Annotated in this window: 33 protein-coding genes; 2 read left to right on the top strand and 31 right to left on the bottom strand. The window is 43.7% G+C overall.

Going from position 1 to position 19,761, the window contains the following annotated elements:
• Positions 1-5: 5 nt before the first annotated feature.
• The 27 genes from J2T16_RS21605 to J2T16_RS21735 all read right to left on the bottom strand — a co-directional run bounded on the left by J2T16_RS21605 (position 6) and on the right by J2T16_RS21735 (position 15,413).
• Complete coding sequence (locus tag J2T16_RS21605; protein ID WP_499019224.1) at positions 6-650, bottom strand: Type 1 glutamine amidotransferase-like domain-containing protein; 645 nt, start codon at positions 648-650, stop codon at positions 6-8.
• Positions 651-700: 50 nt separating this feature from the next.
• Positions 701-1,252, bottom strand: coding sequence for a GNAT family N-acetyltransferase (locus tag J2T16_RS21610; RefSeq protein ID WP_499019225.1), 552 nt, complete (start codon positions 1,250-1,252; stop codon positions 701-703).
• A gap of 80 nt (positions 1,253-1,332) precedes the next feature.
• Complete coding sequence (locus J2T16_RS21615; protein WP_308722158.1) at positions 1,333-1,725, bottom strand: hypothetical protein; 393 nt, start codon at positions 1,723-1,725, stop codon at positions 1,333-1,335.
• Positions 1,726-1,735: 10 nt separating this feature from the next.
• On the bottom strand, positions 1,736-1,861 hold the full coding sequence (locus tag J2T16_RS21620; RefSeq protein WP_499019226.1) for a hypothetical protein: 126 nt from the start codon (positions 1,859-1,861) through the stop codon (positions 1,736-1,738).
• A 21-nt stretch (positions 1,862-1,882) separates the two neighbouring features.
• Entirely contained in the window at positions 1,883-2,455 is a 573-nt protein-coding gene (locus tag J2T16_RS21625; protein WP_336122138.1) for a histidine phosphatase family protein, read from the bottom strand.
• An 11-nt stretch (positions 2,456-2,466) separates the two neighbouring features.
• A complete protein-coding gene (locus tag J2T16_RS21630) occupies positions 2,467-2,958 on the bottom strand; it encodes an NUDIX hydrolase (RefSeq protein WP_336122137.1) in 492 nt (163 codons plus the stop codon).
• On the bottom strand, positions 2,955-3,143 hold the full coding sequence (locus tag J2T16_RS21635) for a hypothetical protein (RefSeq protein WP_336122136.1): 189 nt from the start codon (positions 3,141-3,143) through the stop codon (positions 2,955-2,957). The genes J2T16_RS21630 and J2T16_RS21635 overlap by 4 nt, the downstream gene beginning before the upstream one ends.
• Positions 3,144-3,194: 51 nt before the next feature.
• Positions 3,195-3,446: a DUF7660 family protein gene (locus J2T16_RS21640; protein ID WP_336122135.1), complete on the bottom strand. Its 252-nt coding sequence runs from the start codon at positions 3,444-3,446 to the stop codon at positions 3,195-3,197.
• A 32-nt stretch (positions 3,447-3,478) separates the two neighbouring features.
• Positions 3,479-3,991, bottom strand: coding sequence for a hypothetical protein (locus J2T16_RS21645; RefSeq protein WP_336122134.1), 513 nt, complete (start codon positions 3,989-3,991; stop codon positions 3,479-3,481).
• A gap of 357 nt (positions 3,992-4,348) precedes the next feature.
• A complete protein-coding gene (locus J2T16_RS21650) occupies positions 4,349-4,702 on the bottom strand; it encodes an immunity protein Imm33 domain-containing protein (protein WP_261769181.1) in 354 nt (117 codons plus the stop codon).
• 115 nt (positions 4,703-4,817) lie between these two features.
• The gene (locus J2T16_RS21655) at positions 4,818-5,120 is read right to left on the bottom strand and encodes a hypothetical protein (RefSeq protein WP_336122133.1); all 303 of its coding nucleotides are present in this window, start codon (positions 5,118-5,120) and stop codon (positions 4,818-4,820) included.
• Positions 5,121-5,135: 15 nt separating this feature from the next.
• Complete coding sequence (locus J2T16_RS21660) at positions 5,136-5,546, bottom strand: hypothetical protein (RefSeq protein ID WP_090922029.1); 411 nt, start codon at positions 5,544-5,546, stop codon at positions 5,136-5,138.
• Complete coding sequence (locus tag J2T16_RS21665; protein ID WP_261769206.1) at positions 5,543-5,980, bottom strand: LytTR family DNA-binding domain-containing protein; 438 nt, start codon at positions 5,978-5,980, stop codon at positions 5,543-5,545. Before J2T16_RS21665 ends, J2T16_RS21660 begins: the two co-directional genes overlap by 4 nt.
• Positions 5,981-6,137: 157 nt before the next feature.
• The gene (locus J2T16_RS21670) at positions 6,138-6,647 is read right to left on the bottom strand and encodes a hypothetical protein (protein WP_336122132.1); all 510 of its coding nucleotides are present in this window, start codon (positions 6,645-6,647) and stop codon (positions 6,138-6,140) included.
• Positions 6,647-7,144, bottom strand: coding sequence for a GNAT family N-acetyltransferase (locus tag J2T16_RS21675; RefSeq protein WP_499019229.1), 498 nt, complete (start codon positions 7,142-7,144; stop codon positions 6,647-6,649). The genes J2T16_RS21670 and J2T16_RS21675 overlap by 1 nt, the downstream gene beginning before the upstream one ends.
• Before the next feature lie 149 nt (positions 7,145-7,293).
• Positions 7,294-7,917 (bottom strand): hypothetical protein, encoded by a 624-nt coding sequence (locus J2T16_RS21680; protein WP_339837012.1) that lies wholly within the window; start codon positions 7,915-7,917, stop codon positions 7,294-7,296.
• Between the two features lie 35 nt (positions 7,918-7,952).
• Positions 7,953-8,417 carry an NUDIX domain-containing protein gene (locus J2T16_RS21685; RefSeq protein WP_336122131.1) on the bottom strand — a complete coding sequence of 155 codons (465 nt, stop codon included), beginning with the start codon at positions 8,415-8,417 and terminating at the stop codon, positions 7,953-7,955.
• A gap of 23 nt (positions 8,418-8,440) precedes the next feature.
• Positions 8,441-8,923 (bottom strand): hypothetical protein, encoded by a 483-nt coding sequence (locus J2T16_RS21690; RefSeq protein WP_154887076.1) that lies wholly within the window; start codon positions 8,921-8,923, stop codon positions 8,441-8,443.
• 24 nt (positions 8,924-8,947) lie between these two features.
• Positions 8,948-9,178: a hypothetical protein gene (locus J2T16_RS21695; RefSeq protein ID WP_221786958.1), complete on the bottom strand. Its 231-nt coding sequence runs from the start codon at positions 9,176-9,178 to the stop codon at positions 8,948-8,950.
• Positions 9,179-9,234: 56 nt separating this feature from the next.
• Positions 9,235-9,735, bottom strand: a complete 501-nt coding sequence (locus J2T16_RS21700) for a cysteine hydrolase family protein (RefSeq protein ID WP_308722163.1) — start codon at positions 9,733-9,735, stop codon at positions 9,235-9,237.
• Between the two features lie 59 nt (positions 9,736-9,794).
• Positions 9,795-10,508 carry an AAA family ATPase gene (locus J2T16_RS21705; protein WP_336122129.1) on the bottom strand — a complete coding sequence of 238 codons (714 nt, stop codon included), beginning with the start codon at positions 10,506-10,508 and terminating at the stop codon, positions 9,795-9,797.
• A 208-nt stretch (positions 10,509-10,716) separates the two neighbouring features.
• Complete coding sequence (locus tag J2T16_RS21710) at positions 10,717-11,730, bottom strand: GtrA family protein (protein ID WP_499019230.1); 1,014 nt, start codon at positions 11,728-11,730, stop codon at positions 10,717-10,719.
• Between the two features lies 1 nt (position 11,731).
• Positions 11,732-12,757: a phosphodiester glycosidase family protein gene (locus J2T16_RS21715; protein ID WP_499019231.1), complete on the bottom strand. Its 1,026-nt coding sequence runs from the start codon at positions 12,755-12,757 to the stop codon at positions 11,732-11,734.
• A 170-nt stretch (positions 12,758-12,927) separates the two neighbouring features.
• On the bottom strand, positions 12,928-13,878 hold the full coding sequence (locus tag J2T16_RS21720; protein ID WP_499019232.1) for a radical SAM protein: 951 nt from the start codon (positions 13,876-13,878) through the stop codon (positions 12,928-12,930).
• A 130-nt stretch (positions 13,879-14,008) separates the two neighbouring features.
• Complete coding sequence (locus tag J2T16_RS21725) at positions 14,009-14,176, bottom strand: hypothetical protein (protein ID WP_186812210.1); 168 nt, start codon at positions 14,174-14,176, stop codon at positions 14,009-14,011.
• Positions 14,177-14,232: 56 nt separating this feature from the next.
• Complete coding sequence (locus J2T16_RS21730; protein ID WP_221786963.1) at positions 14,233-14,850, bottom strand: histidine phosphatase family protein; 618 nt, start codon at positions 14,848-14,850, stop codon at positions 14,233-14,235.
• 32 nt (positions 14,851-14,882) lie between these two features.
• Positions 14,883-15,413 carry a DUF2569 domain-containing protein gene (locus J2T16_RS21735; RefSeq protein WP_499019233.1) on the bottom strand — a complete coding sequence of 177 codons (531 nt, stop codon included), beginning with the start codon at positions 15,411-15,413 and terminating at the stop codon, positions 14,883-14,885.
• Positions 15,414-15,707: 294 nt separating this feature from the next.
• On the opposite strand from J2T16_RS21735, the gene J2T16_RS21740 reads away from it, so the two are divergent.
• Complete coding sequence (locus J2T16_RS21740) at positions 15,708-16,652, top strand: YxiH-YxzG fusion protein (RefSeq protein ID WP_154982921.1); 945 nt, start codon at positions 15,708-15,710, stop codon at positions 16,650-16,652.
• Between the two features lie 60 nt (positions 16,653-16,712).
• Here J2T16_RS21740 and J2T16_RS21745 read toward each other — a convergent pair whose 3' ends face one another.
• Entirely contained in the window at positions 16,713-17,006 is a 294-nt protein-coding gene (locus J2T16_RS21745) for an RNA polymerase alpha subunit C-terminal domain-containing protein (protein WP_154958348.1), read from the bottom strand.
• A gap of 84 nt (positions 17,007-17,090) precedes the next feature.
• Between J2T16_RS21745 and J2T16_RS21750 the strand changes: the two genes are divergently transcribed.
• Positions 17,091-17,918, top strand: coding sequence for a DUF2785 domain-containing protein (locus J2T16_RS21750; RefSeq protein WP_336122125.1), 828 nt, complete (start codon positions 17,091-17,093; stop codon positions 17,916-17,918).
• 8 nt (positions 17,919-17,926) lie between these two features.
• Here the strand turns inward: J2T16_RS21750 and J2T16_RS21755 are convergent, their stop codons facing one another.
• The 3 genes from J2T16_RS21755 to J2T16_RS21765 form a co-directional block, all read right to left on the bottom strand.
• Positions 17,927-18,499, bottom strand: a complete 573-nt coding sequence (locus tag J2T16_RS21755) for a DUF4304 domain-containing protein (protein ID WP_336122124.1) — start codon at positions 18,497-18,499, stop codon at positions 17,927-17,929.
• Positions 18,500-18,536: 37 nt separating this feature from the next.
• Entirely contained in the window at positions 18,537-19,046 is a 510-nt protein-coding gene (locus J2T16_RS21760) for a DUF4275 family protein (RefSeq protein ID WP_154958351.1), read from the bottom strand.
• An 83-nt stretch (positions 19,047-19,129) separates the two neighbouring features.
• The gene (locus tag J2T16_RS21765; RefSeq protein ID WP_154958352.1) at positions 19,130-19,675 is read right to left on the bottom strand and encodes an NUDIX hydrolase; all 546 of its coding nucleotides are present in this window, start codon (positions 19,673-19,675) and stop codon (positions 19,130-19,132) included.
• Positions 19,676-19,761: the final 86 nt, after the last annotated feature.

The raw sequence follows: 19,761 nt of genomic DNA on the forward strand, positions 1-19,761 counted from the left end.
TCTCTTTACAAAGCAGGAGTTGCCCCGCCGTATAATTCAAGTGATTCATTTTCAACAACAACAGCCCCACCATCCGGGCACGCATATACTTTGGTTTGATAATTTTGAGCGTATTCTCTGAATGATTGCATCATCTCTTCGGAACGATCCCAATGGGGTGCAAACTCGAAATCTACAAGAGCAAGGGCCTGTAAATCGGTCAAACCGATATGATTCTCGTCTGCATCCTCACCGTATCCAGCTATTTGAATCGTAGGTGTCATCAGGATACTGCCCGCGCTAACCCCAATCAAAATACCACCGTCACTAATGTAAGAACGTAGCTGTTCAAACATATTTCGTTGCTGTAGCAAACTTAGAAAATAAAACGTATTCCCGCCAGATAGATGAATCGCGTCACATTGGAAAAGAGAGTCCAGCATGCTTTCCTCATACTCGGTATCGAGATCATAATACTGCACATCTTCCATCTCAAACTGGCGATAAAAACGCCGAGTGTGCTCGACATAAATGCGCTGTGGGTCGGAACAGGAAGGGATGTAACCGATTGAGGGCTTTTTGTGCTGAAACAAGCTTCGAATTCTCTCATTCAGTTCATCATGGGGTTCAAAATACAGATCGCTAAGCAAAACCAGTTTACGCTGTGCCATTAGATTAACCCCTCATCTTGTATTAGGACGTGTCTTAGATTACTGCTGTCTTAGTCCATTCCATGCTTCTTAAACTCGCTGTCCAAAATGGAGAAAAAACACTGGTCCGTCCACTTATTCCGCCACCATAACTCTTCCTTAAAAATGGCTTCTCTTGTCATGCCTACATGTTGCATTAAAGCCGCTGATTTTACATTCTCGGCATTACACATGCCTACGACTTTGTGTGCTTGTAACTCGTTAAATGCAAATTGCAGTAATAACCGGGTCGCCTCGCTTCCGTACCCCTGTCCTGCATATTCAGGCAGCAATGCGAAACCAATCTCCCAGCTTTTGCGAAAATCAACGTAACTCCACATCTGAACGATGCCCACTGGTGTATCACTGGCATCATTCAAGCGACGGATAACAAAATCATACGCATACGGTGTCTCGCCCTCAACGTGGAAGTGACTCCGGTACTTTTCCTTTACATCCTCTTCCTTCGTTTCCACACTCTCTTCATAATTCCACAAGCTTGTATCACATTCCAGTTTGCATATAAAATCCATATCCTGCTCGTTTAAGCTACTGATCCGAATCTGTTGTCCGACGATTTCCATACTAGTGCCTAGTTCTCCTCTCCAAGGATAGCGATATAACGTACATGATTAGAAGATTCGAATAACCTTACATGCCATAACTATTGCAATTGCCCATTAATGTATCTACGATGGTTGCTTGAAGCATCTTGTATCCACAAATCCAGTTCAACCCGGCTTACATAAAACTGATCTTGAACTTTTATAAATGGAAACATTTTCCCCTCAAAGTGGTGAAAAGCATTCAAACTGCTCTGTTCTGTTTTAATGATGCTCATCACCTGATCTTCATTCATGCCCAGATATGTAGCCGTCTCTTTCAGTGTCAACAAAACCTTATCAAGCAAGAGCGTCTGCTGTGCCGCTGTCTGATTCAGTGTTCCATTACTCGAATCTTTGTCCTGATTCATGAGCAGTACAGAGCCAATAATAAATGAGACCCCCAGAATAAAACTGGCTAATAGTATCGATAATGAAAGGGAAATGGACTTCATGTGAACCCCCCTATTGATTCAGAATGTACCGCGTGACATTTTCATCAGCAAAATGTTTGAATACACTCTCTCGGTCTGCCAAAGTTAGTTCTCCCATATACAGTCTTTGTGTCTCCATCGGCTGAAACAGGGTCATCAACCATTTCTCCTTCTCAAGCTAAACATCACGAACAGTGTAGTACCCTGCCTCTCCAAGAAAATCATCTCTGGTTAGATCATGCTCAACTAACATCATTCTGTAATTCGTGATCGTACCGTCGTGTGACACGATGAATGTATGCCCCGTCTGTTTTCTGCACCAAGCCAAGAGTTGCTCTGCTAGTCGTGTGAACTGTTGTGTATTCATCTGATTTATACTTTCTTCCCAGGCTTCTAATCCAACATCTATGTATTGCTTATCTGGGTATAGCAAGCTGAGTTCTGCCATTGAATAGATTTGATCACAGCCTAATGGAGCAAACTTCGGATCTTGAGGATACATTCTAGGGCCGACTAGAGGACTAATTACAGCCCCATTATGCTCATTCGTCATTAATAGTTCTACCGTTTCAAGAGTACGTTTAGTAGGACTTACCACAATAGTATCGTGAGGCATTATGTTGATGTTTTTACGTAAGGAAACGATTTGTTTTTTTCCCTGTTCAGTCAACCCCGGGTGTAATCGGTTAAGCTCCTTCGGATAATTCAACAAATGCTCCGCGTGACCATGACGAATAAATGTAATATCCACTCGGTACCCCTCTATTTCTGAATGAAGTGTCTTATGCTACTTGAATCACGAAGATTAACAAGTTCTTTTCGCAAAAAAACAGGATAAATCTCCATCTGCTCTGTCTCTTGGATCGGAAACCAGCGAAACGTTAATTCGCCATCTTGCTCAACACCCTTGAATTCGCGTTCATTATAGAAGGAATGCCCTCCGGGCAAAGAGATCACATAATAGAATCCCATTTCATGCATCTCCTTACCATCGTACTCATAAAAATCTTCGCAAACAAATGCCAGACTCTCTACCTGGATAGACACGCCAAGCTCCTCCATCATCTCGCGTCGAATCGCATCCTCTGTTGATTCATTCATCTCCACCCGCCCGCCAGGCAAGTTCCAGAAATCATCCTGCTTCGCCTGGTGTAAAAGAACTCTGTCCGCATCCATCACAATACCGGCAACACGAAAGTTAAATCGGCTGTTCTCTTGCAAATACGATATATTTCTGTTCACCGAATCAGTCATCGAGCCGTCCATCCTTCAACAAATCCATTCTGAAATCCGTTCACAAACGACGGAATATACAACACGACTAGTAGAAGGAGGCTTGCGCCCCCCCACCTGATGAATAATTTACGTTTACTAATCGCACCTAGGACGAACAACATTACCGTTACAACAATCAAACCTATCTCTACAAATTCCATCATCTTATATAACCTCCGTTATGTATCATTCTTAGTTGCCCTATAGTTCACCAATTACTCATAAATTTTGCCCATATACATCATCTGAGCACATCGCTTCCAAGGGTTATCAGACTTCTCATAATGCGTTAATCCGTTAACGGATTCCTGCCCCCAATCTGCCGCAGCTTCCAAAAATGATTCGATCGAATCATTTTGCCATTCATCGGCACAGGTCTGTCGATCCTTACTTAAAGCACTTAGGAAAGCAATAAAAGTGGCTTCGTCCTGCACCTCATTCACAAGTTCAAATAATCTCTTCTGCACCGCGTTCTGGACCTTCTTTCATGTTGTACTTGTTAATCGATGTCCGCAATGATCCATTTCGCAGTATCACCATCTGCTTTCCATTTCCAAAACACCATGGTGGAGCTGGACTCGATGTCGTCTTCGTCCACTTCCGTAATCATTACAACACCTTGATAGAGCTTTTTTTGTTCCGTAATCGTAATGTCACCCATGGAAGTGATTTTACGAAAAGTATAATTCGGCATGCCGGAGATCGGAGATTCCGGCGCAAAGAGGCTCATATATCCCTTTTCATCCTGTTCATATAAGTAACGCATATGCGTATTCATTAGTTTGACAATTTCCAGCTCATCACCAGAATACTTGCTCTCATCCACATATTCGGGCGGGGTAACTTCATCTTGTGGCGTAGAGACTGCTGATTCATCTTCATCCACGGTTAATTCGTCATTCGTACTTACCGAGACCTCCGGTTGTTGTGTATCCTCAGGCTCTGTTTTACTCTGACAAGCCGTTACAAGCAACAACATAACACCGAGGATCAAGGCATACTTTCGGATCATTCCACTTCACTCCCAGTTTGTTTTCAACCCATGACTTCCTGTAGATGTAAAAATTTTCTCCCAGGTACATCATAACCCATAATGTGGGATTTGCGAACGAAATAAGTCAACTTCAAGACCACATCCTTCCATCATAAAAAAACACGCTGCCTGCATGGATATACCCATGCTATATGCAAGCGCGCTAGCTTAATTATTTATTTACAAACCTATTTAATATTCCTGTACCCTTAACTTGGAGATCCTTCCCCTCCTCATCTTTCAAAAGATATCGGTGTTCCTATGCTGCATTACCATCTCATTTCGTAACTCTCCATATCATGTTAAACGCAAATCAAATACCTCTTTACCTCTTTCTTATCTATTGAGCAACCCTTCATCAAACCATACGTCCTCATAATCCTCGGCAATCAAGAACCTCCATCCGGGAGCAAGTCCGAGATATCGACTAATCTTCGCATCCCATTCATCGATATGAGCAACATGCAGCGGTACAAAGAAATCATCAGCTGCCGAATATTCCTCGGCCCAAATGTACCAGCCCGTCGTATCGCCTTCTGGCTGAATTCGCATCCCATGGATAGGCTCGCGTTTCTCCTTTACGTTCCAGGCAATCCCTACCTTCAGGTGGGGTTCACTCGGAACATAGTCTGCATGGTATTTCTCACACAGTTGCTTCTGTACGTGTATAGCACTCTCCTGCTTCACCATATCCCTCCATCCTTGGCATCAGATGCCGTAATAGCCTCTGTATCCTGATAACCATTCGTCTTTGGAAAAATCCACAAAGTCGTACGGCTCGCACTTCTTGAGATAAAGCACCTGATCATGCGCTTGTTCGCCGCCCTTTTTTTTCCAGATACACGATTGTTTCTTCAACACCTGCTCCGCAAAGCAGCTGCACATCAATGTAACTGCCTGCGTCCTGATTTTTTCGTTTGGCTTGCCAGATCAGTTCTGTGTCCTCTACGTTCCCGATAGCAAACAACATGATGCACAGCAGTTTCAATACCTCATGATCCTCTATTTTCTGATTCTCCATCTCTTGTTGCAGCAGCCTACGAATGGACTCCCGCTGTTCCTTGTCAGGCTCCATTCCGTACAATTGCAACAATTCATCTTCATTCATATCTGTTCATCTGACTTACCTCAGAATGTCGTTTAATTCTTCCGCTTTTTTCCTGCTATCCATTCTAGCATAAAAATAAAACGCAATAACATGCAACACGATTGATAGAAGCCACATTCCCGGGAACCAGGGCGCAATTAGCTCAAACATCTCTCTGGAAAACAACCAAATGATGCCCATGCCTCCGGCAATGTTACATGTAGAAGAAATAACGATGTTCCATATCGGCTTCAACGTAAGATGATTCCACAGTGCGCTGTACATCACTCCAAACAATAAAGCCGCAATAAGGGAAATGCCTGCAATGTTCCACAAATACACCATTTGAATGGGCTGATCGCGGTAGAACAGCGTCAGCAGTAGGATGACCCAAAGAGTAGTGACCGTAAATACCTGAAAAAATGATTGTTTAAGCTGATTGATCATGATAGTTTCCTCCTAAAGTTTTGAATATAAAACCGACTGACGGAGTAGCTGGAGCCATCGGTCAGATTAACCTGAATTCTGGCATGTTCGGCAGCTGAAAAGTTGCTGATATGTGTGGTGTTAATCATCGTCTGATTGTTGATTCGTACGAATGAAGTATCTTGAAAATCTTTTTCCACATATTTCAGACGTAGGTTAAGCAAATATCTCTCTCCTGTGACGACACGCACCCCGCACATGCGATCTTCCGATTCAATGGCAATGACGCTGCTAAGTTTAATCCTCACCTGACGATTGTTTTTCGCCTGAATCACGACCAGTTCCGTCTCGGATTGACCAATCGCTTCCCGAATACGATCCCACTTTGACTTCTCTGCAGGATGAGTTACTATTTTGGCCTCGTTAGGCTGCATCTCCTGATTTTCCTCAAACATAACTTTCACACGTTGTCCTCCTCTCACCACTCATATTACATATCTGAAAAGACACTTCCCACTAATTTGCGTTTTGTTGCATGAACCCGTAGTTGTGTTGCATTAAAAACAAAAAAACTACTCTTCAGAGTAGTTTTACGATCTTTTGCTCGTTTTTCTATGCCTCTGCCTTAACCTCTAAAATTAGGTCCTGATGCTGCCGTACCCACTCATTCATCGTTGTGATCGCTTGCTGTGAAGCCTGCCGATATGCTGCGTATAAATGCTCCATCTGCTGAAGCAACTGAGGGTCATGTTCCAAATCGGTTGGCGATACTTCGTGCCATGTTTCTCCGGATTTTTTGGCATCTGTTATAAGTGCTTCAATATCATCCAGTACATCAATCATCTCATTCAAATCAAAAAATTGCATGCCTTTCCTGATCCCGCTCCAGCTACGCAAATCAATGATGTTATATGCCGAGAACCAATAAAACTCTGCCAGACTTATGGTGTGATTGTGATATGAGTAAAACAGGTATAATGCTTGTTGCCCTTCGTTTAGCCGCATGTATACCTCTTTTTTGGCTTCCATACTCTGTCCGCGGACGGAGAGCAGCATCGGTTCAATACACAGCCAGCTTAGTTTTTGGGATTTTAAATCTTCTTTTCTGATCTCAGCCTTCATTACATGCTCCTCTCTTTTATCATGCTGTAGCACAAAATATGCTGAATACCGCGGCTACCCATTCGGGTCAATCCAAGGTCAAGAAAACCAGATTTTACATACAACTGATATGCAGCCTTGTTTGCCTCATTCACAGCGAGAATGATTTCGTCAATCTCAGGATGAAACTCACGTACCCAATCAGGTAGTTGCTTCATGGCATCCAGTGCATAACCTTTCCCTTGATATTGCTCCGAGATCGACAGCGCACGAATGAGTATTTTGTGATCCGATTCCGCAGGCTCCACGTATTCTGACCCTTTATGTAAAACAAAGAACCCTACAGGCACAGCCTGATGTAAAATAACGATCGGATCTTTGTCCGGATTGATCATAGCCTCTTCGATCACCTGGGCAGGCAATGCCGTAAAGTGAACTTGTTCATTTTTCAGCGTAAACTGGGTTAAATCTTGATGATATTGTTCTTCATATGGTACCAAACGAATACCTTGTCCCATCCTGTTTCCCACTTCCAGTCTCGCTAAAAATCTATATAGATTCTCTGAATTCCCTTTTTCATAGGGGAAAATCCGGTGATAAAGGCGACCGCTTCGCTTTTTCAGTTTTTTTCTGTGCTCTCCGTTAAAGTGTAAATGAATAGTTCAACTTATAGATGTTCGTAGACATGCCATTCTTTGAATCTTGTTTTCAAATTCAAGGCGGTCTTCAATATAAAAGTTGATATACTGTCCATCGTCAACACATGGAAATCATCCGCAGGCTCGTTCTCCTTGTTCATAAGGAAATCCAACTTTTCTCCCCTGTACTCGTACACCTCATGTGCTGACAGACTGCCAAACTCATATGCTTTTGCTGTCATCAACTGATCTAACCATCCGTAAGCACCGACGTATTCACGCAGGATTCTAAACTCCAGCTTTTTCACATCATGGGTGTACACACTTCGTCCATTCGGGTCAGCTTCGTAAGGTGGATAAATCTGATATGTCCACTCACGATCAGTGTATATATGGGCGATGTAACCGCATAGGTATTGCGCAAATTGGTGGTCTTGCTGCATCCGTTGTCTGTTTGATTCAATAACATGCTGAAAATCAGTATCTGTAGGAAATTCATGCTCTACAGCCATGAGGTGCGTTTTTGCCTTTTCACTGCGTATGTTCGTTCTCACATGAATGGAATCCGGTGCTAGGCTTCCCAGTAAGAATGATGGAGATGAATGCAGTACGATTTCAGATGCAACTGCAAAATGAACCATTGGCCAAGGCAAGCAAAGCCCTCCTTTTATCCAGAGATGTTATGATTTCAATGACGAAGCAGCGTAGCTTCACCTTTCATCAGGTCGATAAATACAGGTTGCTGAACCTTGTTGATGACTGACAAATCGATCTCATCCAGCTGATGAAACACAAGCTGCAGCGATTCTCTTTGTTCATCTTCAAACAAAAGCGTTCTATGATCCGCGGCCATGCGTCCAGCCAACTCTGCAGTAACATTAAACAAAAACATGACAAAAACGACTTCATTCCCGTCAGGATATGTATAGTTCATTTTTTCACCCGTGTATATCGCGGCCAATTCGTAAGAAATTACCTCCAAGCCCGTTTCCTCTTTCACTTCCCTGATCATCGTCTCTTCGATCTGTTCACCCGCTTCCATACCGCCCCCAGGTAATCCCCAATCTCCGTAATCCGATCTTCGTTGAAGCAAAATTTTCCCTGCATGGTCTCGAATAATAGCGCCGCCTGTTACGATAATACGTCTAGTCATTGTTCCCCTCTTTCAACAGATCGTTATACGCCAAAATGTATAATACAACGTCCGGTCTCTGCAGCATACTTTGTCATGACAGCAAGCTTGCTCAATTGATCTATTAAATCGGTTTTGTCATACACAAGCTTCTCATCGCATCTCTTCCCCGTCGTTACATCGATGCAATAATTCCCTGTAAGAACAATTGGGTCAGGAGCAAGGCTAAGTAACTCATTCCATGATCGTATAATTTGCTCAAGCTTCAACAGGATATCCTGCCCAACAATAACGGTTATCCCATGTACATTCAGTCCTGTATGTCTTGTATCAGTACTCGGATTCCATGTGTCTAACCAACGAAGAGTATCATGGATGTAAGATATAAATTCATCCTCAAACACAGCCTGCTCTACTACCCCAAGTCCACGTTTATATACCTTTCCATCAGAGTCCCAAGAGTAAGCATCCATCAAGTTTTCTTTGAGAACGGTTTGATCTTCAACAACAAATTGATGATTTGGCATTATGACTTCCTCCCAGTAACAGGGTCACTCATGCTGTCTCCTTGCCTCTTTCCGCACAAACAAAGAAGCAACAAGTGCAACGGAGCTGACAAGCGGTAACCATGTCATCCAGCCCATAATGATTAGTATAGGTGCCAGCATCAGAATGACACCGAAAAACACCATCAGACGCAGCCTTTTTTTAATGCCTTTGACCGTCCAGATCAGCCCCGTGCAAGAAAGTACGATTAATAAAGCAATGTAGTATCCATCCATCCTGCTTTTCCCCCTTCGAGAATAAAATCAGCATTTTGATGAACAGTAACCTCCGTTTATGACATCCGCGATCCAATCAAGTAATCAACCACCGGGTACGAGATTACGTTGCGATCCCTGTAGGCTGAAGCTACGGCATCTGAATATGTGCTAAGAACACCGTTCTGGAGCATCACGGGTCTGAATCCGCGCTCCATGGCACCATTGTATGTGAACAGGACACACTCTTCTGCGGCAAAACCGGATACGATGAGCAGTTCAACGCCTAAATCTTTGAGCGTCTGCTCCAGATTGGTTTGCCAGAATGCATTGGAACTCTCTTTGGTGATCGTAATATCTTCCCCATCCACATCAATCTCTGAAATGACCTGATATTGCTCGGGTTCTGCTCCCTCCATGCCTTCCACATCTTGAATATGCACGACCACATGGTCATTGGAGCGAAGTACGTTCGCGACATGATTGATATATTCGCAGGCATGGTCTATAGCCTTCTGATCCATCTTTTGACGCACAATGCTCTCTTGCATATCCACAATTAACAATCCTGTTTTCATCCGATCTCTCCTTCTAATATCCAATGGTTTAATTCGTATTTCTGCTTGTCGTTATCCAGTTAATCATCCCTAAACAATTCATGCAGCATTCGATCCCGATTCTCCAGAAAGCTGCGAGTAATCTGATAATGATCTGTATCCTCATACCTAATCTCGTGAATATGTCCGTCGTCAAAACTTAGAATATTGGCCCCCGGATACCCGAGCAGAATGGGCGAATGTGTCGCAATGATAAATTGCGAAGTACTCGACAAGTCATGAATAATTCGTAGCAACGAGAGCTGCCGCGCTGGAGACAAAGCGGCCTCTGGCTCGTCAAGCAGATAAATCCCCTTTGAACTGAAACGGTTGATGAACAAGTTAAGAAAAGACTCGCCATGGGATTGCTTATGCAATGAACGTCCGCCATAATATCGAAGAGATTCCGGCATCTCATCGACATGGGATGCAAATTGATAGAACGATTCCGATCGCAAGAAGAAACCGTTTGCCATTTTAGGCAACCAGGCCAGTCTTAGATAGTCTCCTAGTGAGGACTCAGATGCATGTGTTTCAAACACGTTATTCCGCCCGCCTCCGGCGGTATTAAATTCACATTGATGCGCGATGCCTTCCAGCAATGTTGATTTTCCAGATCCATTTTCACCAACAAAAAACGTAACGTTATTGCTAAACTCCAGTCGCCCCATGGAATGAATCGACGGGATACTGAAGGGATATTCCCCAGGTTGCTCGATCTTGTCTGACATTAATTCAACACTTCGAAGATACATGATCTACCTCCTGCCATAGGTTCATTCACGTTAAGCCCTATGTCCATCGTACCCTATAATCCAATATTTTGGAAACCGCTTCAATTGAAAAAGAGCGAGCTCGTTGGCTCACTCTTTATATTACTTTTCCATGTTGCTGAACACGCTTGTCATTGAGCAAGGTGCCACAATTGAGAACTAAAACGGATGCGCACGATCCTTAGGCTAATTAAAATACAAATCTTCGCTGTGCCCAGTAGCTGAACGCAAAGATTGAGATTTCCGTCAGAATTTTAGCTGCCAGTAGCGGAATGATCAGTTGTTCATTATACAAATATAACAAACCGTAGTTTAGTAATAGCACAAGCACCACAAGCGAGAAATATTTCGGTAACGACTGCTGAATCTTGGAACTCCCACCTGCGGAGAAAACATATTTGCGGTTCACAGTGTAATTGAACATGGAACTGCAAAGCCTTGCGGCAACCACCGACAGAAACAGATTATGTGTGAAATACTGCATGATAAATAATAATCCAAAATCAATCAGAGCAGATAAGACAGAAGATGTACTGAACATCAGAATGGGCATGTAGATACGAAACGAGTCTGCCAAAGGACGGAAATGGGAGGATTCATTGTGGTCCAGATAGACCGTATCAATAAATTCTTCTGTAATTTCATAATCTTCCTTATGTGCGGTTAGCAGCATGTTCATCTCATACTCAAACCGTTCTCCGGGAATTTGGCACAGCCAGTCCAGCATCGCATATGGAAAACCACGAAGTCCCGTCTGTGTATCATTCACCTTAGTGCCTGTTGTCAGCGCAAACACAGTACGGGTAACACGGTTACCGAAACGACTACGGACAGGCACCTTACCTGTAAAGCGACGACTTCCTAATACAATGCCAGGGCTTGTCTGCGCAAGCAGTGTCTCATAGATACTGCGAATATCATGCGGCAGATGCTGCCCGTCACTATCTGCACACACGACTCCGCCTTGGGGGCCATGCTCTCTTATATACTGAAAACCTGTCTTCAGCGCCCGCCCTTTGCCCCGATTGACCTCATGTGTCAGCACTGTACAACCGTACGCCTCAGCTGTCTCGAAAATTCCACGGTATTCAGCCCCGCTGCCATCATCTACGATCACAATAGGCCCAAGCTTAAATGTCTGTAACTGCATAACCAGATTCAATAAACGAACGTCAGGTTCATAGGATGGAATAAGGATTGTCATATTATTGTGCCTCCGTCAGATACAGAATGTCACTTACGCCACGCTCCTGGTTACGTCCCAAAGGATTGTTGACTACCCTGCCCATAAAATACATGGTGGAAGAACCACCGCCGTCCAGGTTATATGCCTCGGTTGCGCCCAGGTCTTTCATCGTCTGGGCAAGTTCAGCCAGCGTCATGCCCCGGCTGTCATCCTGTCTCCCATCAACCACAACGAACACATAGTGGTTTGGAGCTATCATACCGATAGCTGTTCGTGGATTCGCATCCTGAATGGAGCGATTGCCAAAGTTATTGTCGATTTTCACACGACTGAAATCACTAGTAATTTCACCGTTCTGCACCAGAATCGGCCCAAAGGATAACGTATTGGTTACCCCTTCTGCCAGCAGTTCAGCAGAGGAAATATCATTTTCGTCATACGTTTTGATCGTCCCGTCATTGAACAGGGCTAACGCATCCCTTGTCGGGCTGTCCCGATACAACACGCCATTACGGATAATGACACCATCATCACGGAATCCGTAGTAGTCACCGTTTATCGCAAAAATCGCGTTGTTTGCTTCGGCAATCTCCGATGTGTCCTCCGTGATATTGGTGCCAAAGCTATTGTCCGCCAGCGCAGTTCGCAAACTGCTCGCGTCCTTCGCCTGTACATCAGCTACATAATAGGTAATCTGATCCGAGCCGGAGCCTGTCTGCACCTTCTGAATCTGTATCTTTAGATCATCACTGCTGTAATTCCAGTCATCCGACGTTGCATGTACACCCGTTGCACTCGTTGTAGTAGAGGTTGTACTCGATGTTCCCTCAGATCCAGCATTCGCCGTTGCAGGAGTAGCTACCGTGTTATCATCAGCCACAACCACCTGTACATGCCGAATCAAATATCGGTCAGCCAGGCTGTACAGAATGCTACCTATAACAATGACAGCCACAAGGGTAAAGGTAAGCCACCTGCGTTTTTTTCGGGAAACAGGAATGCTATGTTGGTCTTTCCGATTGTTTTTTTCAAAGAGTTTGATCATGTATCATTCACCTCTCCAGATTCATTTACGTTCTAATGCCATATTAGGACCGGTAACTTAAATGAATCTGAAATGAAAGAGGTAAGATGGCTATAAGTTTATCTTTAAAATACAAAAAAGATCCTCCGTTTCCGTTAAAGGAAATCAGAAGACCTCAAAGTAGAATGGATTTATGTGAATAAAGCATCATAAGCCGGGCAAGGGCGCTTTTCCAGAAAATCCGTTAGTGCAGCGGGCTGCTGCTTATAGATATCTTTTAGCGACGTGCCACTATAAATGTTACCAATCACCACCGGATGACACAGCTCACAGATCAGAATGTCACCGTTACCATGCAAGTGTAATTGTTTCGTACCATCCACACAGTTCGAGAAATATACACCTGGCTGTTCACGCAGATTCAATTGTTCGGCAAACCGATCCATACATGTGAAATAGAGCGTCGTATCCGGATTTTTATGTTCGATTAACGCCTTGACGGATTGAACCAGTGGCTCTTTGGAGACAATCTGACTCCAGTCGGTGTGTGGCATCTTGATGCTGTTCTGAATCTCATGAATACGAACACCTAAGCCGTAGACTTTATCGCTGATCGCCTGCATATTTTCCTGATTGCCTTTGAACAGCAATGTTTCTAGCACCGTTTCCAGACCCAGCTCCGTGCACAGACGGATGTTTTGTTCCAATCTCTCATACATGCGTGGATGCACACGATAGTAGGCAGCATACGACTCCGCATCGGTGTAGTTGAAAGAAATATGAATATTGGACAAGCCGGCATCCCGTAATGCTATGATTCTTTCCTCTGTCAACAGACTGGCATTGGTGTTCAGCTGTGTATCGATGCCATGTGCTGCACAGTACGTTACAATCTCCAGACAATCCTGATATTTCAGCGTCACCTCGCCGCCTGACAGGCGTACCCGCTTGAGATGTGGAAGCTCACGAATAATTCGGATAACTTCTGCACCGCTGATACACTCCCCATCATCTCGATTGTAGGCACAGCAGTAGTCGCATTTATAATTGCAATTCGAAGTCACTCCAACCTCTAGCCCTTCCAGCTCATAGACGCCCGGGGTCTCCAGTTCAAGTGCTTTATATTTGTTTCTGATCGTCATACGCCTCCCCTGATTATCTTTCAGCCAGTTACCTCCACGTCCTGATAACCTGAAGATTATAGCGAAAGACATTCCAAGGTCGCTATGACATTATGTACGTTCCATATAAAAATGATTAACTCCTGCACCTCTATAATTTCAAACGAATAAAACCGGCGACAGCAATAACGATTACCGTATACGCTGATCTAATCTGCAATTGTGCAATGTCTGAACCATCCGTCGGTGGATGCATCAACATGATATAGAGAAAGTACAAATACACCAGAATTGAGATACCAATCACGATATTCAGCATTTTTTTTATCAAATCAGGTTTCCTTTCTTAACATGGTGCCTTGGAGTTCTGTTACTTTACGATCTTAAATGAGGAATCCTGTTCGTGTCCAATATGCTCCAGCCATTTTTCATGTTCTGAACCGTGTGAATACTCGTGTTGTCGATGGGATAAAAACTGGACGTATTGCTCCACTCCCTGTTAGCGAGCACATAATAAAGGACATTAATCACCCCACCGTGGGTCACCAGTAAAACATTCGATTGGATTCGCTTCTCTTCGAGTTGAACACAAAGATTCTCGAATGCATTTTGTATTCTTGTATAAAAATGGGTCGGACTTTCTCCGCCCGGAAAAGCAGTGTCCATCTTGAGCGTATTAAAATAAATCCCGGGGTACTTTTCCTCCGCTTCCGCATGGAGCATACCCGCCATGTCACCATTGTTCATCTCACGCCAATCAGGTGTGTGTATACCTCGAATGCCCAATGACTCTTCAATGGCTTGGCTTGTTTGCACCGCACGGGGTAGATCGCTGCTTATCACCGTATGAATATCATATTGCTCTTTATGTTCATACAGATACGATCCTAAAGCTCTGGTTTGAATAACACCTGCTTCGGTGAGTCCCCTTTGGCTCCAACCGCCGCGATAACCTTCTTCGTCTGCACCGTGTCGAACCAGGAAAATCTTCATGGCGTTCTTGTCACCTCTCACTGTCTCATCATTTAACGAACAAAAGTATTTTGCACACGTTCAGACTTGATAAAATACGGAATCCAGATCGCACAGGCAATGGCGGATCTTGCAATATCCCGAATCGAGCTTCCGTCTGCCAGTTCTCTCGCCATCGGAATCTGAGAGAGCAGCAGAGAATCCACGATGCCTACTGTAAGGCTAAGACTGTAAAAAATAATCATCAGGCGTGGAAGAATCGCTTTTTTACGATAAAAAGCAACGATGACATACACCGTGAATAATAGAAACAATATGTTGTAAATCGCCTCAAAAATAATCATTGGACCCCAAAGTGGGTGATAATAACCTGAATCTTTCGAAGTTAGAATCTCCCATGTCTCTGTGTTTAAAATGGGTAAAACAGACTGGCTAATCTGTGCAAGGAGCATCACTAATGTGAACCACAAACCAATCTGGATTAGGATCAGCCAGCCTCCGAGTCCAGACACACCCAATGGACGGTATTCTATCATTGATTCTTGAAATGGTTCTTGTCGAGGTTCTTGTTGCACTTCTAACACGTCCTTCTCTTATGCTGTTTTAACTGCCGCTATTCAATTCCATATGTATAAATACTCTATACGTTTCTTTCCTATTCTTACTTGAAAACTATTTAGTTCCTCCCATAAAAATTTACACAACTTCCTTATTGTACTACAGTGAAGAAATGAGGCATACTCATTTTTTCTACCTCCTATTATCAGGTTCGTTATACTTACACCATGTTCCGTCCCGTCCGCTCATGTCATAATTCAACTTAACAACAGCAGCCTACGATGCTGCTTACGATTACTTATAATAAGGAGGATTTAGCCATGCCTGATCCAAAATTAACGTTACTGCCTTTTGCAGATATCTCCGTTTATACCGAAGGTTTCGATATCGTCTCCGTACAGTGGGGACACGATGGCCTTGCATATATACTACTTATCAATCAAGTCCCTGAACGAAGAAAAGGTATGTTCGTGCAAACCAAACTAAAGGAGCCATACACGTACAAAGTGCTGATTGTATCGGATCAATATGTCCAGGAAGTTGTCATCGGGGGACAACAATTTCACTATCATTATGTACAGCCTTTACAAGAACATCTTCTGCTCGTTGGTGCGCGCTGCACCTATTATGGAAACGATCAATTTGATCTGAACGCCAAAGTATGTGATATGGAAGGCACGACGATTCGAGAATTTTTGCTCGGGGATGGGATTCAGAGTGTACAGGTGACGAAGCATGGAACGATCTGGACGAGTTACTTCGATGAAGGTATCTTTGGTAACTATGGCTGGGATCAGCCCGTTGGGGCGAGTGGATTGCTCGCTTGGGATGCATACGGGAATGTGCTCTATAAAAATAACAGTGCAGACATTGCAGATTGTTATGCACTCAATGTGGTGAACGAGGAAGAAGTCTGGTTCTACTATTATAGTGACTTTTCACTTGGCTGTATTTCGGGAGGATTCAAACCGGAGTCTACTCGAGTGAACTTCCTGAATCCGAATATATCAGGTTCCTCCGGTTTCTGTACGGATGGATATCACTTCCTGTTTGATGCCGGGTACGGGAAGCATGGAACATTTATTTTCAAGAAAATGCAGAAGTCTGGCAGCCTCACCAAAGGAACGAAGTTCCAATTGCTGAACGAGAAAAAACGTCCCTTCCAACAGGCGCGACAGGATTTTCGTCAGGATCGCCTGCTACTGAGTGAGGGTGACTTGCTGTATCAAGTCACGATGGAAGAACTGTTATCTGTTATAGAGTAGCTTCCAAAGGAGCTGAGGAATGAGGAAACGATCAAAAAAGCTTGAAATCAAAGATTAAAGTCATACCTTAAAGGACAATCCCTCTTCCTCCAGCGATTTACGCAGTATAGGCATGGACGATGGCCCTATACCGTGCAGTTTCAGAATTTCTTTTTCCGTATATTCAGCAAGTTTTGGTAATGTCGTAATATCTTCTGCTTCCAGTGCGCGTCTTACCGGAGCAGACAGTAGACTCATAAATCCCTCTTTCGGTTTACGTTCCGCCTCACATTTGGGACAAGTCGAACAATCACTCTTTTTAAGAAATGTATGTCCCTTCTCGCATGTTCGCCGTGTTCCTTTATTGATTGTCATTTGGGCTTTCCTCCTTAGAGATTGTATAATACGTTTGATAATAAGTTTACTAGAATGAAATTTAAATTGCAGGAGTGTGTTTAAATGAATTTAAAAGAAAAACTGATGTACATACGAGAAAATCAATATCAAGCACAGTCAGACGCCTTCGTCCTGATCCAAGAAATGTTACATAACATAGGTACGGTGGACGCACAATTGCGTGATGAGTTGATCTATACCACCCTATCTCACTGGATTCCTGGCCTTTCTCTGACTACATCCAAATTAGAACACATTTTAACCACCGTTTTAGATCGTGACCATCTGCTTTATGGACTGGGGGAAACCCATTCCGACTCCGTATTCACACGTTCCTTTTCCATGCTGGTTATCCCTCTTCTTTTCATGAGACACGCAGCATCGCCCTTCCTGTCAAGTGAGCGCATTCATCAGATTAAGGATGTAGTCTTTCACAATGTACGAGAAGAAAAGGATTACCGTGGATATGATGAAACTAAGGGTTGGGCTCACGCTGTAGCTCATGCTGCTGATGTGTTGGAAGATTTGGCTCAATATAATGAATTAGATGAGGCTGATTTATCAACGATGCTGGATCTGGTGTACGAGAAAATGACGATCAGCGAACGGGTCTACTCCGATGGCGAAGACGAACGAATGATAACACCAGTCATGTGTATTCTGGATAGAAACATCCTTAGTCAGGCGTCCGTTCAACAATGGATTCAACGTTTTGGCACGGTGGAGAATGAATCCGAATTTTTGCCTGCCTTCAGGCAAAAAAACAACATTAAAAACTTTCTCAAAAGTCTTTATTTTAGAATCAAATTTCATGGAGTGTATGATGCTGACTTATGTCCAACGATTGAACAAACGTTATATAAAGTAGAACCGGTCTACTATTCATCCTGAAGGATGTGTTAGAGTCCATACGATGCAAAAATAGCGGCATACTTCTTCTCAAAAATCGTCCATCGCTTTTGGGCTCCATATTTAGCGTGTAGCTGTTGTAGATATTTCTGAACAGTCGTAGTATCGCCATTTTGCAGTAGATAATGAAAGGTTTCTTCGCTTAAATGTAGTGCGGTTATGTTCATATAATACTCCACAATATCCCTGGCGCTGGTTATGTTCTCCATGTATTCAACGGCCTTTTCCAGATGGGAGAACAGTTCTTTAGAAAAGGTGACCAGGTCGGTGTCAGGTGTCAAAGAGTAGCGGTCTGGAGCAGCAGGAACTATTTTGTCAATTCTGCAGATAAAATGAGCCTGCTCCTCCAGTACTGCACCACTTGGTGTAACGATCTGTAGCTCCGCAAGCTCGGAGGAATGAATCATACCATTGATATAAAACCGAACCAGGCTTACGGTATTATATTTTGCTTTTTGAAAGTTGAATGTGTATACAAGATTTCCATCTACTTTACGAAAGTTAAGACCCTTCTTAGTATAACCGTGACGGACTAATAAAGGTTTCACTTCATTTTTGATCATCTCTTTAAAAAGTTCCTGCAACAGAGCTCTCTCCCCTCTATACCTGTTCGATTTTATAGAAATACGGCCCGCATATTGATTCATGCGTATGCACATATGTCCATGTAAACACCTTGTCAAAAATATAGATATCCTGTTGTTCATCAAAATCAGCTGCGACGACAGCACTTGCGCTCTCATAGATCTGGACAAACGGCGTATGTTGATACATCACATATAAGTCGGTCTTCTCTTCGGCATCGAAGGCTGCTCGTGCTGCTTCCCCTTCCAAACACTCCTGCTGTTTGTAACTGAACATATGCCATTTGTACTGGCTGTAATAGATCGTTTCTTTCGAAACATCATCCAAGTTATGGGCAAACACCTCATCCCAGCGCTGAACAATCTCCTCCGATTCCTCGCACAACTCGGTCACTTGTACTCCCTTGTCCGCGATCATTTTCTCATACATATATTTGCGGTACACCATTTCAACTCGTGAGTATGCCACGTTAAGTTCACTTTCCGGCAACACATCCAGCATCCGATTAATCTCTTCCCGAATCATGGGTGAACCTCCTTTATGTAGATACGTTTGTCGATACTTTACAAAACCATACTTCAAAACGGCAACAATACCTTGCGTCTACATCAGCCTTTTTCTGCTTGTCGCAGCACATAGGCCAGTTCGTACAGCTCGGCAATATCATGCCGATTCTGATCCCGGAAGCGCCGTACGGCTTCATCGATCTCTACGATCTCAACCGACACCACCTGCTCCCCATCCTCGGGATTAAGCGGCTCACCAACCAACTCCACATCTCCGTAACCAATCACCCTGACAAAATGCGGATGCGGAATATGCGGGCGATACGGCTCAAGTGAACTGGAGGTGCAGTAGAATTGCCCAAAAACCTGATAACTACGCAGCTCCCCGCCTAGTTCTTCCATCAGTTCACGTTTCAATCCGTCCATGTAATGCTCTCCTGCTTCCAACGTTCCTCCGGGCAGTTCCCACAGTCCGTTATCCAGTTGAAACACGACACACTGTTCTCCGACAAACGGAATAATACTCACATTACTCACCAATGTCTCGTCTATTTGCTCGCCTAGCCTAAACTCCGCCTCAATGATTCCCCAGTGGATCGACGTGCTCAGTGCCGGAAATTGTTGTGCATCTATGCTGTTCATTCGCATCCAATCCTCTCCCAATGAAATTCATGATGTACTGTCATCCATTCGTAGCCTGAATCTTTACCTCAACGTACACGCCATTCCCTTCC

Origin of the sequence: Paenibacillus intestini (assembly GCF_030803945.1) — a bacterium.
GTDB classification, from domain to species: domain Bacteria; phylum Bacillota; class Bacilli; order Paenibacillales; family Paenibacillaceae; genus Paenibacillus; species Paenibacillus polysaccharolyticus.